Source organism: Sutterella parvirubra YIT 11816 (genome assembly GCF_000250875.1).
GTDB classification, from domain to species: Bacteria; Pseudomonadota; Gammaproteobacteria; order Burkholderiales; family Burkholderiaceae_F; genus Sutterella; species Sutterella parvirubra.
In genome coordinates this window covers 2537-17571 of sequence record NZ_JH604949.1, presented here as the reverse complement: position 1 = coordinate 17571, position 15035 = coordinate 2537, and the positions used below count along the sequence as shown (strand labels likewise).

Genomic DNA, 15035 nt, shown 5'->3' with positions numbered 1-15035 from the left:
GCTCCAGGGGGTGCCGCTGACCGACGGCGAGATGGATCAGGTCAGAAACTTCCTCGAAGAACAGGCGGAGACGACCTACAAGGCCGCCCGCTGGTTGGCGGGCGAGCACGGGATCGCGCAGGTCCCACTCGTGCGCGAGGACGCGTCGTTGGGCAAATGCTCCCTCAAGGTGATCAACAACCGTGAGGTCGCGGGCGGCGACTCCACCTACGAAGTCATCCACCAGCTCCAGTCGGCAACCGGCTCACGCGACCGGCGCTTCGACGTGACGCTCCTGATCAACGGGCTCCCGATGATCCACATTGAGCTCAAGAACCGGCAGCACGCCTTCATGGAAGCCTTCCGGCAGATCAAGAAGTACGGCGAAGAGGGTCAGTTCAGGGGTTTGATGGGCTTCGTGCAGATGTACGTGGTTTCGAACGGCGTCGAAACCCGCTACATCGCGGCCGACAACCGCGGGAACCTGAACGAAAAGTTCCTCACCCGCTGGGTCGACGACCGCAACGAACCGGTAGAAGACTACCTGGGCTTTGCGAAGGAGGCGCTCAACATCCCGGCCGCGCACCTCATGGTCGGGAAGTACGGGGTCCTCGACAACGACAGGAAGCGCGTCATTCTGCTTCGCCCCTACCAGATCCACGCGATCGAAGCCTGCCGCAAGGCGAGCCGCGAGCGGCAGTCGGGCTTCATCTGGCACACGACGGGCTCGGGCAAGACGCTCACCTCCTACACCGTCACGAAGAACCTTCTCGACATCCCGAGCATCGACAAGACGATCTTCCTCATCGACCGCAAGGACCTCGACCAGCAGACGTCGACCTCCTTCATGTCGTACGCCGACAGCGACGACATCGACGTGACGAACACCGAGAACACCTGGGCGCTCGAGCAGAAGCTCTCGAACAAGGACCGCACGGTGATCGTCACGACGATCCAGAAGCTCCAGGCGATCATCCGCCGCTGCACGGAGGAGAACCCGTCGCCCAAATACCAGCAGCTCCGCGACCGGATCTCGGCGAAGAACCTCGCCTTCGTCGTCGACGAATGCCACCGCGCGGTGACGCCCGAAACGAAGCGTCAGATCGAGCGCTTCTTCGTGCGGAGCCTCTGGTACGGCTTCACGGGGACGCCGATCTTTGCGGAAAACAAGCGCGCCCGCATGGGGAACCTCCCCCGCACGACCGAAGAGCTCTACGGGAAGTGCCTGCACCGCTACACCATCAAGGAAGCGATCGCCGACCGCGCCGTGTTGGGCTTTCACATCCAGGGCATGGGCCAGAAGGAAGAGACCTTCCGGAAGGCCGCGGTCGACCTCGGCCTCTACCCGGAGGACGAGGTGGGCGGCGTCGACGCCGCGACGCTCGAAGCCGAAGTGGTCACGGCCTTCGCGAATTCGCAGAAGCGCGACTTCTACGACACCGACGAGCACCGCCTCCAGGTGATCGACTACATCGTCAACCGGTGCGTCGACAAGCTTCGCCTGCGCGCCCCCGCCGGCGAAGCCTACGAGGGGCTTCTGACCGTCCCCACCATCCGGATCGCGCAGCGCTACTACCAGCTCTTCAAAGCGTTCAAGGCCGAAGGCAAGGTCTCCCAGAAAACGCAGGAAATCCTCCCCGACTTCCCCAAAATCGCCATCACCTACACGGTGGGCGAAAACGAAGACGGCGCAACCGCGAACCAAAAGGAGATGGCGGAGGCCCTCGCCGACTACAACGCGATGTTCCGCACCAGCTGGGACCTCTCGACCCTTGCCGCCTACAACACCGACCTCAACGACCGGCTGGCGCGGAAGAAGTCCCGCTACAGGAACCGCGACGAGCAGCTGGACCTCGTGATCGTCGTCGACCGGCTTTTGACCGGCTTCGACGCCCCTGCGCTCTCGGCGATCTTCCTCGACCGCCCGCCCATGAAGCCCGAACACCTCATTCAGGCCTTCTCGCGCACGAACCGTCTCTACGACAAGACGAAGCGCTACGGGCAGGTGATCACGCTCCAGACCCCGAACCGCTACAAAAAGCTCATCGACGAGGCGCTTCTCCTTTACGCCAACGGCGGGACCAACGACGTCGCGGCCCCCTCCTGGAAGGAGACGAAGGCGCGCGCGAAGAAGGCCGTGCAGCAGCTCCGAGACGTCATGAAGACCCCCGCCGACTGCGTCCGCGAAGCTTCGACCGAAGAGCTGAAGGCCTTCGTCGCCGCCGTGCAGGCTGTCGACCGGGCGCTCGGCGAAGCGCAGGTCTACGACGAATTCAGGGAAGAGGACCTCAAGCGCGACTTCGGCATCACCCGCGATGAGTTCGACCTCTACGTCGGGCACTACAAGAACGCCGTCGAGGAGCTCAAGGCCCGCGCGGGCGACGGGACGGAGCCGGAAGAAATCGAGATCGAGATCAAGTACGAACTTGAGACCATCCGGCAGGTCGAGGTCAACTACCAGTACCTCGTGGCGCTCCTTCAGTCCCACATGGCCGAAGAGGCGCCGCCCGTCTCCGGCGAAGAGGAGGCGCGCATCTGGCGCTACATCGAGGCCTACAAGAAGACGAACCCGGGCGTGGGCCGCGTGCTCGAAACCCTCTGGAGCGAACTTCTCATGAACCCGGACGCCTTCCGCGGGAAGGACGCCCAAAGCCTCATCGAAACGCGCATCGGCGCGGTTTTGGACGAGGAGTTCAGACGGTTCGCCGCAACCTGGAGCGTCAATCCGTCGGAACTTCGCGCCTACGCGATGAGCACGCCCGAGCACGAGGTCGACGCCGACAAGGTGAACACCAACATGGGCGACTTCAAGGCCTACCGCGCCGCGGGCGGCAAGGACCTCAAGGTCACCTACTACCGCAAGCTCCGCGAAGCCGTCGCGAAGCTCGTCAAAGAGAAGGTGAAGCCGCTCCTTCGCGTCTGATGCGTGGAGCCTTCGGAACACAACCGCTTGTTCAGCACCCTCATTCCGACCGCAGCGTCCGGATGAAGATCCCCCGCAGCCACTGGAGCGCCGGATCGAGGTCGGTGCGCTCGTGCCAGATCAGTTTCCCGTCCCACATCGGCATCCGGCGGAAACCCTCGGGGAGCTTCACGATCGGGAGGTATTCGGCCAGGAGGTCCGCCGTCTTGGCCGGAAGCCGCACGTAGAAGTCGGTCTTCATCACCGCGAAGGCGGCCGCCAGAAAGTACGGCGTCACGAGTCCGATCGCGTCGTCCGGGGCGTCCGTTTCCGCGCTCGTCTCCCCAACGGAGCGTCCCGAGGCCGGTCCGTAGGTGAGTTCCACCTCCTTGTAGTCCTGAAGCCGCTTCACCGGAAGAGGTCTGCCGTCCATGCGGGCGGCCTCAACGGCCTCCAACAGCGGATGCCCTTCCCTCACGACGAGCGCGTGCCCCATCCGCACGAGCCTCGCCGTGCGGATGCCCTGGGTCTTTTCCGGGCGCGGAGGCGCGTAGATGACGAGATCGACGTCGCCAACTTCGAGCGCCTTCGGGTAGTCTTCCGGGAGCGGCAGGAACGCCAGCCGCAGCCCGGGCGCTTCCCTGTGAATGCGCTCGACGCACGGAAGCAGGAACATCAGGAAGGCGTTGTCGACGTCGGCGATGCGGATCGTGCGGCGGATGCTCGCCGGGTCGAAGACCGTGTCCTTCGCGATGTCGACCAACGCGCTCTGCGTCTCACGGATCTTCGGGAAAAGCGCGACCATTCTCGGGGTCGGCACGAAGCCGCCCGCACCGCGCACGAAGAGCGGATCATGGAGCTTTTCGCGCACGCGCGTCATGAGGCGGGTTGCGGTCGCGACGGAAACGTCGATGCGCTTCGCGGCCAGGGTGAGCGAGCGCGTCTCCCAAAGCGCGGAGAGAAACCAAAGCTCTTCCGAGGTGACGTGTTCGGGGCTCACGGACGGTCTCCGAGATTCCCGCCGAATTCGTCGAAGACGCTCACGACACCCCGGAGATACGCCGTGAAGGCCGCAAAGACGGGGAGCACGGGACGGGCGTCCGCACGCGAGCGGATCTGCGCAACCGCACCCTTCCACCACGAGAGGACGAATTCCTCCAGGAATTCGCGCTCGTGCCGCAGGAGCTTCGCCTCTTCGCCCGGATCCTTCCCGTCCGCCGCCTGCTCCGCGAGGTCGGCGAGAAACGCGAGCGCAATGCCGAGATGGTCTTCGGGGAGGTTCTCGTCCTCACCCTTCACCTCAAGCCCGTGCGCGCGGTAGACCGCGCGGGCCCGATCGGTCGCGCGGCCCGCGGTGAGGCGCTCCGCGCCGGTCCAGGCGGATGTGGTGAGCGGGACCGTTTCTTCGCCCACGCCGTAGAAGAGCGTCGCAAAGGCGCGCGCGAGCGTCGGGGCGTCGACGTCGGCGAGCGGGTCCTCTTCCGGATCGTCGGCCAGGAGCGCCGCCGTCACGCGGACGACGTCGCCCGAGCGGGCGCGCCACTCGGGCGTGTCGCGTCCGAGGAAGAACGTGCTCCAGAACCGGTAGGCGAGCGCGCGGTACGGGGCGCTCTCGACGAGGAAGTTCCCGAAGGGGTCGAACTCGGCGTCGTGGTCGGTGGGCGTGTCGGACATGGGGTCTCCGGACATGGCGTGAGGATGATGGTTGAGTGACAAGAATACCCCGTCCGCGCTGAAAGCCGTTCGGCTTGGATCGGGAAGCGCGGACGGGGTCGGGGGATGCTGGTCAGACCGACAAAGCGTTCAAAGGTTCCTGAAAGACCTCAGCCCGCAGGCTTCGTCGAAACCTTCGAGAAGTCGACGTGCGTGCTCAGGTACCGGACCTTCGGGTTCGTCCCGGCTGCGGCCGTCATCATCCGGGCGGCCTCCACGCGCTTCTTCTGCTCGGGCGTGAGCGCCTCAAAGTCGACCAGCTCCAACGCTCCGGTCGAGCAGTATTCGACGCAGGCGGGCTTCCGGCCTTCGGCAAGCCTGTGGGTGCAGAGCGTGCAGTGCTCGGCCTTCCCCGGTTCACGCCGCTGCCAAGGCTCCAGTTCGCGCTCCACGAGAGGCGCCTTGTCGCCGAAGTAGTTCGTGACCTTCGCATCGTTGAACTGCGGCACGCCGTAGGGACATGCGGCGAGGCACATCCGGCAGCCGATGCACTTCTTCGAGTCCACCAACACCTCGCCGAACGCGCCCTTGCTGACCGCCTTCACGGGACACACCTTCATGCAGGCCGGGTCCTCGCAGTGCTGGCACGACGACCGGAAGTAGCTGATGACGCGCGCCTTCGGGTCTTCGATCCTGTTGATCCGCACCCAGGCCATGCCCGGGTGAACCTGATTTTCTTCCTTGCACGCGACGAAGCACGCCTGGCAGGCGATGCAGCGGTCGACGTTGAAGAGAATGCCGTATTTCGCCATGGTCACGCCTCCGTCTTCTCAAGCTTCTTCACCGAGACGGGCATCTCGAAGTAGGCCGAGTACCCGCTCATCGGATCGCGGACTTCGCGGCCGACGAGGACCTGGGTGTTCTGCTTCCCGAGCCAACCGTACTGCGCGCCCACCAATCCCGGCGGCACGAGGATCGTAACGGTGACCTTCGCTTCGACCGGCCCGCCGTAGGGCGAACGGATCTCTACCCAGTCCCCTTCGCGGATGCCGCGTTTTTCGGCGTCTTCCGGAGCCATGTCGATCGTGAGGCAGTTTTCGATGTCGAGGAGGAACGGCTGGTCCGAGCGCGTCTTCGAGTGCGTGATGTGGGGCTTGCGGGTCCCGTTCATGAAACGCAGGTCGAATTCCTTCGTGAGCGGCATCATCGGCTTGAAGACCGGCAGTTCGGGGTAGCCGTACTTTCCGGCGCGGGCGCTCGCAAAGTCGAGCTTCCCGCTCACCGTATTGAAGCCGGGTTTGCCGTCCGGTCGCATGCGGCCCGTGCGGAACTTTTCAAACCCGGGTTCGGGCGCCGGTACTTTGCTCACCGCGGGGAGCGCCGCTTCGAAGGCGTCCCAACCCGCGCCGCCCAGGTTCCTGATCACGAAATCGCAGGCGGCCTTCGGGTCGCCCCCGAAGAAGTGTTCGGGCTTGTCGACGATGCAGCCCAACTCAAAGGCGATCCGCCAGTCTTCGCGGCATTCGCCCAGAGGCTTCACGGGCTTGCGCACCGCGATGCGGGGACCGTACCAACCGAAGGGCGCAAAGCGCTCGTAGTTCATCGCCGCGGGGAGCACGATGTCGAGGTTGTCGTGCGAATCCGGACGGTAGAAGTAGTCGGACGAGAACGCGAAGTCGAGCTTCGCGACGGCCGCGGCGTATTCCTGGGGCGAAGGCCAAATGTTCACGTTGAAGCCCCACCCGCAGAACATGCGGACCTTGCCGTCCCTCACCCACTCGGGGAAGTTGTTGGGCGACACCTGGTCCTTCATCTCGGCCCAAAGCGGCACTTCTTCGCGGTCGAGACGACGAGCCTTCTGTTCGGGCTTGTTGAACCACGCCACTTCGGAGAGCGTCGGATGGAGCCCGTAGGCCGCCATCGTGAGGCCCTTCGGGCCCTGCCCGAAGGCGGCGCCGCCCTTCTTGTCGATGTAGCCCATGATGATGGGCAGGAGCAGAAGCGCGCGGGTGTTGTTGACGCCGTTCGAATTGTGCGAGGTCGACTGCGTGGTGAGCGTGAAGGCACCGGGACCCTTCGCCCAGAGACGCGCCCCTTCGACGACGAGCTGCGCCGGGACGCCCGTCAATTCCTCGGTCTTTTCCGGCGTGAACTCTTCAACGTACGCCTTGTAGGCTTCAAAGCCGTTCGTCCATTCCTCGACGAAGGCCTTGTCGTAGAGGTTCTCCTTGATGAGCACGCGGCACATGCCCGCGACCAAGGCGGCGTCGGTCCCGACGCGGGGCTGCAGGTGAATGTCCGCGATCTCGGCCGCCTTCGTGCGGCGGGAGTCGATCGTGATGATCTTGCAGCCGCGGTCCTTCGCGGCCATGATCGCCTTCCACCAGTCGAGGGGCTGCGACCAAACATTCGTCGCGAGAATGAGATAGACCTTGGTGTCGGCCGAGGGCGTGCCGCCGTTGTTGGGGCAGCCGAAGTTGAGTTCTTCGGCCATCATGCAGCCCGAGCGGCACCCAACCGACGACTCCGTGCACCAAGTGGTGGAACCGAAGTAGCGCGCCAGGCGGTAGATCGCGGGACGCGGCTCCTTCGGGTCGCCCGCGTAGAACATCACGCTCTCGGGGCCGTACTTCTCGCGCGTCGCGAGCATCTTCGCCGCGATCATCTTGTAGGCCTCGTCCCAACTGATGCGCACCCAACCGGGGTCCTTCGAGCCCTTCGGGTTCGTGCGCTTCATGGGATAGAGGAGACGGTTCGGGTTGTAGAGGCGCTGGAGCGTCGAGAGTCCCTTCGAGCAGAGCATGTTCCTCGGGTTTTCCGTCCAGTTCTCGATCTTGAGGACGGTGTTCCCCTTCGCATGGAAGCGGATCCCGCACTGCGGGACGTGGTTGCAGCTGTCGCAGATGACGTAGCCCGTCCAGGGCTCGTCGGCGGTGCCTGAGGCCTTCGCGAAGAGCGCGGAGCCGGGCGCGGACGCGCCCGCTCCCGCGAGCGCGATGCCTTTCAAAAGACCGCGGCGGGAAATCGTGGTCGACATGGTGGTCTCCTTTGGGGCGGTTGTTCGGGTCAGGGTCGGAAAAGCGTCGGGGTGACGGCGCGGGGTCTGAGGCGTCCGTCTTCACTTTCCCTACCCTCATCTTCGCCCGTCAACGCGCGGTTTCGAAAGTGAAGTTACCCGAAGGAAGCCTTCAATTCTGTCGTTTTGGATGCTCAGATTTGACGATATTACTTTTTGGAATAGCGTATGCGTGAGCATCCGAAGAAGCACGCAAGCCCATGATTTCTCCCGCAATCCGCGGTACATATCGCGGCACCGGCAGCCCCAAACGTGAGAAACCCCCGGTGCGACCAACCATCGAACCGGAGGTTTCTCGTTTCTCGCGGAGGCTCCCTACCGAATGAATCTCGGACCGCCGCGAAAAGGGGTTTCCCGTCGTCGCCGTCCCGCATATTGAAAGAGGCGGCGACTCGGGCTTTTCAGGGTTTACTTCGCATCCGCGGCGAGACCGCCCTGGGGCTTCGCGGGTTCGCGGAGCTTGCCGATGCAGTGCTTCACGACGAGGATCGCGAGGAACATGAGGGCGAACGCCACCACGGCCTGGAGGCCTTCGACGCCGAAGCGGAAGCTGCCCGCCTGGATCGTGCCGAAGATCTTCCAGAGCGCCATCGCGAGCGCGGTCATCGTGACGCAGAACATGACGCCCATCGGGATCCAAAGCATGCGGCCTTCGCGGCCGGTGGCCTTGAGGAAGACGGCGAGAGCCGTGAGCACCAGGGCCGAGAGGAGCTGGTTCGCGGAACCGAAGAGCGGCCACACCGACATGTACCCGGCCTGGCAGAGCGCCCAACCGAAGAAGAGCGTGATGAGGGTCGCGAAGACCGTGCTGCTCATGAACTTCTGGAACGGGGTCTTTTCCTTGCCGTCGGAGGGCGTGAAGAGTTCCTGCCAGGACATGCGGCCGATGCGGGCCACGGCGTCAACGGACGTCAGAGCCAAAGCCGACACGCACATCGTCAGGATGCAGGCCGCGATGTCCGCGGGCACGCCGAAGATGTTGGTGAGGAAGCCGGCCACGGAGGTCGAGAAGAGCGCGAACGGCGTCCCCTTCGGGAGCGCGCCGCCTTCAGCGGCCGCGGCGACCACGATCAGCGAAACGACGCCCAGCACGACTTCGATCGACATCGAGCCGTAGCCAACGAGGCGCATGTCGCCTTCGCTCGAGACCATCTTCGAAGACGTCCCCGAAGAGACCAGCGAGTGGAAGCCCGAGACCGCGCCGCAGGCGATCGTGACGAAGAGGATCGGGAAGAGGTCGAGCCCGTTCACTTCAAAGCCGACGAAGGCCGGAAGCTTGATTTCGGGGTTCTCCAAGAAGACGCCCACGGCGGCGAACGCGATCATGCCGATGAGAAGGAACATCGAGAGGTAGTCGCGCGGGGTCTTCAGCGCCCAGATGGGCACGACGGAAGCCGCAAAGAGGTACGCGAAGACGATCCAGCGCCAGGCGTCGGCACCCGCGTACATCGGGAAGCAGATGCCCAAAGCGACCATCGCGACCATGAGGATCACGCCCACGATGAACTGCTGACCGGCCGACGGACGCACGTACTTCATGTAGAAGCCGAAGGCGACCGCACCCACCATGTAGATCATCGAGATCGACGCGGCGGCGGCGTTCGGGAGCTGTTCTTCGCCGGCGGCGTTGAAGCCGTTGAAGGTGGCGGCCACCATGTCGCAGAAGGCGGCGATCACAAGAAGGGTGAAGAGCCAGCAGAAGATGAGGAAGAGCTGGCGGCCCGTGCGGCCGACGTACTCTTCAATGATCATGCCGATGGAGCGGCCGCGGTTCCTCACCGACGCGTAGAGCGCGCAGAAGTCCTGGACGGCGCCGAAGAAGATCCCGCCCACGAGCATCCAAAGGAGCGCGGGCAGCCACCCGAACATGGCCGCAATGATCGGCCCGGTCACGGGGCCCGCCCCGGTAATCGAGGTGAACTGGTGCGCAAAGACGGTCCATCGGCCGGAGGGGACGAAGTCCCGTCCGTCTTCAAAACGCACCGCGGGCGTCTGGCGGGAGGGATCCACCCCCCACTTCTTCTCGAGCCATTTGGCGTAGCCGAAATAGCCGACGAGAAGCACGACGATCGCGATTGCGAGCATGGTCATGCCGGTCATCACAAATCTCCGCAGACGGCGCTTCGGCACCGGCGCCCTGCTCCCCGGGGGGGCGCACCTTGGGTGCGCGCAGCCCTTCCTTCGTTCGAGGGTCTGTCAAGATTGAAAGCAATGTTCGGTAGGGAGTCGGGACGACGGGTTGGGCGTCGTCTCAAAAGGGGGCGGGCGGACTTTTGTTGGGAGCCTCACCCCGAAGCCGAACGAAGGTATTGGGAGGAATGATGGTCCCCGGCGCCGTTTCCGGCCTCAGACCCCCAACCTAGGGAAGAGTGCTCATATCCGGCGTTTTCCGCTCCCCCGAATCCCCTCTCCCTCAACCCATTCGGGATTTCCGAACACCCTCCCCCACCCCCAAACGGGGGTTCCGGACCCGAATTCCACCCTCTTCGCGCAAAGCGCCTCGGAGAAATTGCTTAGACGTGAAGACGAAAGTTGCCGGAAAGAGGTAGTCCGCGGTTTTTCCGTTCAGCGCCTTTTCTGAAACATCTGGAAACAATGAGGCCCGGCAATCGCCGCGAGGACATGTGGCTTTTGCAAAACCGACTGTTTTGCAAAAGCGAAAGCCCTAAATCCGGGGGATTTCCGTTTCCGAAGATTTGATTTTGCAAAGGCGCCCCGGGTGATCTCCTCATCATTTCGCCCGTCCGGCGTCCTCCCGAAAAGGCACCCCTGTGCCGGATTGTTTCCGCCGGTACGCGGGTTCCGGCGCGCTTTTCCGCACCCCCAAGCACCTTGGGACGCAGAAATCCGTGCAAACCCTTCGGTGATTACCTCTAAGGTCCTCTAGAATGCTTCCGCAAAGCCCGGGTTTCCTCCCAAGACGCGCGCCTCATGCGCCCGACGAAACCCGGCATACTTTGCGGTCCGATCCCTCTCTCGACCTTCGTTCTCAGGGAGAACCTCTTCAAAGTGACTCCGACGGCTTCTTCGACGGCTTCCGCACGCCCGAACCGCCTGCGCCCGCTTCTCGGTGCGCTCCTCGCCGCCGCGTCCCTTGCGACGCTCACCGGCTGCTCCAACGACGACGTCGCCGACGTCTCGCTCGGCATCTTCACCTTCAAGGACATCAAGCTGAACGCCTTCGTCGATCCGAAGATCCCGGGTGTCACGTGTCACGTCGCCTCGATCGAGTCGCCCTTGTCCCTCTCGGACCCGTCCGACAGCGCCGTCTCCTGCCGCCAAACGGGCGAGATCACGCCCGAGATGATCGCCTCGATCAGGAAGGGCGGCGAAGGTGAAGTGCTCTTTGAGAAGTCGAAGTCGATCTTCCTCAAAACGATGAAGGTCCGCCGCATCTACGACGAGGCGAACCAGACATTGATGTACCTCTCGTACTCCACGAAGGAAATCTCCGGGAGCTTCAAGCACTCGCTCTCGACCGTCCCGCTTTGGGGCACCGCGGCCTACGTGAAGCCCATGCCCGTGCCGCCGAAGTAAGCGGACGCCCCGCGTACCGAATTTCTTGCCTTTCTTTTGAAAAACCCCAGGCCCGATCCCAACCACGACTCCGGGCTCACGATGGAAACCCAACCATGCAGAAACGCAGCCTCCTGAAGCTTGCCCTCCTTCTGGCGTCTCCCCTTCCCCTAGCCGCCTGCGGCGACAAGGGCGAACCCGCTCCCGCGGGCGCCGCGAAGCCCGCGGCCGCCCCGGCCGACGCCGCCGCGGCCGAAGGCCCGCTCAAGGTCGCCTTCGTCTACATCAGCCCGGTCTCGGAAGAAGGCTGGTCCTCGCGCCACGATCAGGCCCGCCGCGAATTGGAAGCCCACTTCGGCGACAAGATCCAGGTGAAGGCGATCGACAACGTGCCCGACAACGCCGACGCCGAGCGCGTGCTGCGCGACCTCTGCGAACAGGGCTACAAGCTGATCTTCGCGACGTCCTTCGGCTACATGAACGGTGCGCACAAGGTCGCGAAGGACTTCCCGGACGTGAAGTTCGAACACTGCACGGGCTTCAAGACGGCGGAAAACATCGGCGTCTACGCCGGCCGCTTCTACGAAGGCCGCTACCTGGCCGGCATGATCGCCGCCGCCGCGACCAAGACCAACAACCTGGGCTACGTCGCCGCCTTCCCGATCCCCGAAGTGCTCCAGGGCATCAACGCCTTCACGATGGGCGCGCGTGCCGTGAACCCGAACGCGCAGGTCCGCGTCGTCTGGACCTCGTCCTGGTACGACCCGGGCAAGGAAAGCGACGCCGTGGGGAGCCTGAAGGGCCAGAATTGCGACGTCGTGACGCACCACACGGACTCCGCCGCGGTGGCGCTCGCCGCCGAAAAGGCGAAGATCCGCGTCGTCGCCTACAACACCTCGATGCCGAAGGCGGCGCCGACGATGCAGTTGGCGGCCTCCGTCCCCGTTTGGACGCCGTTCTACATCGAGCGCGTCAACCAGGTCATGGCCGGCACCTGGAAGGCCGAGAACACCTGGGGCGGCATCGCCGACGGGATGGTGGACCTGATCGCCGTCGCCGACGACGTGCCCGCCGACGCCAAGGCCAGGATGGAGGACGTCCGTCAGAAGCTCCTGAAGCGCGAATGGAACGTCTTCACCGGCCCCATCGTCACGAACGAGGGCCGCGAAGTCTGCGCCGCTGGGAAGACCCTGACCGACGCCGACCTCCTCTCGATGAATTATCTCGTTGACGGGGTGGTGGGCAAGCTCCCGCAGACCGGCAGCTGATAGTCTTACGGGCGGAGCTTCTTCCCAAAGAGCGAGAGGCTCACCGCCCTGACGACGGATCCGGCGACGGATCCGATGACGGCTCAGACCGTCGAGAGACACCTTTTCGGGCGGACCGCGTGAAGCGGCCCGCCCGATTGTTTGACTGCAATTTGAAAGAACACCCCATGACCGAAGCCGCCCGATCGCCCGAAGCCCCTGAAGTCCGCGAACCCCTTTCGTTCGAAGCGCATCTCGCCGCCTCGCTCGCGAACCTCGACGCCCTCGGGCTCACGCGCTCGACGGCGTCGCGCGTCCCCGCGGACAAGATCGACCTCACCGGGAACGACACGCTGGGGCTCGGACGCGACGACGACGTCCGCCGACGCTTCCTCACCCATGCGGAGGGGCGGCTCTTCGCCTTTGCGGACGACGACGCCAGTCGTCCGGGAGAGCTCCGGTTCGGAAGCGGCGCAAGCCGCATTCTGGGCGGCGACCCGGCCGTTTTCGACCGGTTGGAAAAGAAGCTCGGAGACATGTACGGCCGCCCCGGCGGCGTGCTCCTCTTTCAGTCCGGCTGGCACGCCAACAGCGGGATCCTCCCGGCGCTCGCCGCCGCGACGCCGCCGAAGCGGACCGCGTTCGTCGCGGACCGCGAAGTGCACGCGAGCATGATCGACGGGATCGCGATGCTCCGCAGCCAGGGCGTCCGGGTCGAGCGCTTCCGCCACAACGACGCCGCGCACCTCGAGCACTTCGTCGAAAAGCTCGAAGCCGACCACGACGTCGTCTGGGTCGCGCTGGAGAGCCTCTACTCGATGTCGGGGGACGTCGCGCCCTTGGCGTTCCTTCCTGAGCTCAAGGCCCGCCACCCCAAGGTCCGGATCATCCTAGACGAAGCCCACGCCTTCGGGGCGTGGGGGCCGCGGGGGTTGGGCCTCGCCGCGGAAGCGGGCGTCCTTTCCTCCATCGACGTCGTGATCGGCACCTTCGGGAAGGCCTTGGCCGCGGCCGGAGCGTTCGTCGCGACGACGCCGGAACTCCGCACCTGGCTCGTCTCCCGTCACCGCCCCTTCATCTACTCGACCGCCATGCCGCCCGCCGAGGCGCTCTGGGTCGAGTACGCGCTCGAGCAAACCGAGATGATGGAGGCGCGCCGCTTCGCGCTCGCCCGCATCTGCGGGATCGTGGGCGGGATCGGCAACCCCGACGCGAAGTACCACGTCATCCCCATTCCCTTCCCGACGGTGGAGGCCCTCATGAAGGCGCAGAAGGCGCTTTTGAGAAGGGGCTTCGCCGCGGCGGCCGTACGGCCGCCCACGGTCCGGATGCCTCAATTGAGAATTTCGCTCTCCGCGGCGTTGAAGCCCGAAGATGCCGAGAAGCTGCGCAGCGAACTCCTCACGCTCGTCGAAACCGCGCGGAAGCAGGCTGAAAAAGCGGAAAAGGCCAAAAAGGCCGCAAAGACTGCGCAGACTGAGGAGGACGCCCGATGACCGTGACGCTCCTTCGCGGCGGGGTGTCCGCTGCGTCCGCCTCTTCGAACGCTTCTTCGACCGTCTCTTCGAACGCTTCTTCGAACGCTTCCGGCCCCATCACCATTTTTTTCGCCGGCTGGGGGATGGATGAGACGCCGTTTGCCTCGTGGCGCACGGACGCCGCGATGCCGGGCACGCTCATCCTCGTGGACGACCACGTGATGGAGAACCATCCCGTGCTCCATTGGATTCTTGAGCAGAAGCTCTCCGCAACCGACGACGGCAGCGAACAACCTGCTCTGCACATCGTCGGTTGGTCCTTCGGCGTGCGGGCGGCTGCGGACTGGCTCGACCGTGCGTTTGAAAACCCGGACCTCCGGGAGCTTCTCTCCGCCCGGAAAGTCGTCCTTTCGTTCGTCGCCGGGACGCTGCTTCCCGTCGACCGCACCTACGGCATCCCGCCCGCGGTGGCGGCCCTGACGCAGAAAACCCTGTCCCCGGAGAGCGCCGCGACCTTCCGGCAGCGGATGTGCGGGGAGAGCGCGGAAAACAATCCCTTCGTTCTCACGCCGCCCGTGCGGACGGTAGAGTCGCTCGCGCGGGAACTGAGCTTCTTCCGCACGCTTCCTGCGCCGACGGATGAGAACCCCGCGGCGGCGCTCGCCCGGATCGCTGAAAGCCTTCCCGCCCTCTCCATCACCGCCCACGCCGCCGGGAAGGACGCCATCGTCCCGCCCGCCGCCCAGGAGCGCTTTTGGACGAAGGCGGAGGAGCTCCTCGGGAAGGAGAAGTTGACGGTGCGCACGCACCCCGACGCCCCGCATGGGGACTTCGACCTTCTGACGCAGATCGTTCGGGGGAACGCATGACGGAAAAGCACGACACGGACGCCGCCCGAGCCATGCCTCACCCCGCCTCCGTCGCCCACTTCTCCCGCGCCGCAAAGACCTACCACGAGGAGGCCCACATCCAGCGCCGCGCGGCGGAGGTGGCGGCCGAGCTCGTACGCGAACTCCCCGGCTCGCCCCGATTCACCCGGATGCTGGAACTCGGCTGCGGCACCGGCGCGATGACGGAAGCCATGCTCTCCGTGCTCGAGTCTGAGGCCGCGCTCACGATCACCGATGCGTCGGACGCGATGACGGCGGCGCTTCACGCCCGCATCAGCTCCTCGCTCCCCGCCG

10 protein-coding genes and 1 pseudogene are annotated in these 15035 nt (G+C 64.8%); 6 read left to right on the top strand and 5 right to left on the bottom strand.

Features of this window, described 5'->3' with window-relative positions:
* Positions 1-2902 (top strand): type I restriction endonuclease subunit R, EcoR124 family (locus HMPREF9440_RS04985; protein ID WP_040763735.1); only part of this gene is annotated, 2902 nt, incomplete at its 5' end.
* A gap of 40 nt (positions 2903-2942) precedes the next feature.
* On the opposite strand, the gene HMPREF9440_RS04980 is transcribed toward HMPREF9440_RS04985, so the two are convergent.
* The 5 genes from HMPREF9440_RS04980 to HMPREF9440_RS04960 all read right to left on the bottom strand — a co-directional run bounded on the left by HMPREF9440_RS04980 (position 2943) and on the right by HMPREF9440_RS04960 (position 9710).
* Positions 2943-3881, bottom strand: a complete 939-nt coding sequence (locus HMPREF9440_RS04980) for a LysR family transcriptional regulator (RefSeq protein WP_008542080.1) — start codon at positions 3879-3881, stop codon at positions 2943-2945.
* A complete protein-coding gene (locus HMPREF9440_RS10505; protein ID WP_050816125.1) occupies positions 3878-4555 on the bottom strand; it encodes a TorD/DmsD family molecular chaperone in 678 nt (225 codons plus the stop codon). The genes HMPREF9440_RS04980 and HMPREF9440_RS10505 overlap by 4 nt, the downstream gene beginning before the upstream one ends.
* 149 nt (positions 4556-4704) lie before the next feature.
* Positions 4705-5346 carry a 4Fe-4S dicluster domain-containing protein gene (locus HMPREF9440_RS04970; protein WP_008542077.1) on the bottom strand — a complete coding sequence of 214 codons (642 nt, stop codon included), beginning with the start codon at positions 5344-5346 and terminating at the stop codon, positions 4705-4707.
* A 2-nt stretch (positions 5347-5348) separates the two neighbouring features.
* Positions 5349-7571 carry a molybdopterin-containing oxidoreductase family protein gene (locus tag HMPREF9440_RS04965; RefSeq protein WP_008542073.1) on the bottom strand — a complete coding sequence of 741 codons (2223 nt, stop codon included), beginning with the start codon at positions 7569-7571 and terminating at the stop codon, positions 5349-5351.
* A gap of 447 nt (positions 7572-8018) precedes the next feature.
* Complete coding sequence (locus HMPREF9440_RS04960) at positions 8019-9710, bottom strand: carbon starvation CstA family protein (RefSeq protein ID WP_008542070.1); 1692 nt, start codon at positions 9708-9710, stop codon at positions 8019-8021.
* Between the two features lie 909 nt (positions 9711-10619).
* Between HMPREF9440_RS04960 and HMPREF9440_RS04955 the strand changes: the two genes are divergently transcribed.
* The 5 genes and pseudogenes from HMPREF9440_RS04955 to HMPREF9440_RS11410 form a co-directional block, all read left to right on the top strand.
* The gene (locus HMPREF9440_RS04955) at positions 10620-11147 is read left to right on the top strand and encodes a CreA family protein (RefSeq protein ID WP_245523572.1); all 528 of its coding nucleotides are present in this window, start codon (positions 10620-10622) and stop codon (positions 11145-11147) included.
* A gap of 95 nt (positions 11148-11242) precedes the next feature.
* Positions 11243-12394: a BMP family ABC transporter substrate-binding protein gene (locus HMPREF9440_RS04950; RefSeq protein WP_008542067.1), complete on the top strand. Its 1152-nt coding sequence runs from the start codon at positions 11243-11245 to the stop codon at positions 12392-12394.
* 167 nt (positions 12395-12561) lie between these two features.
* A complete protein-coding gene (locus HMPREF9440_RS04945; RefSeq protein ID WP_008542066.1) occupies positions 12562-13869 on the top strand; it encodes an aminotransferase class I/II-fold pyridoxal phosphate-dependent enzyme in 1308 nt (435 codons plus the stop codon).
* The gene (locus tag HMPREF9440_RS04940) at positions 13866-14720 is read left to right on the top strand and encodes a pimeloyl-ACP methyl esterase BioG family protein (protein WP_008542065.1); all 855 of its coding nucleotides are present in this window, start codon (positions 13866-13868) and stop codon (positions 14718-14720) included. The genes HMPREF9440_RS04945 and HMPREF9440_RS04940 overlap by 4 nt, the downstream gene beginning before the upstream one ends.
* Positions 14721-14752: 32 nt before the next feature.
* A pseudogene (locus HMPREF9440_RS11410) lies at positions 14753-15035 on the top strand (dethiobiotin synthase); the annotation flags it as partial.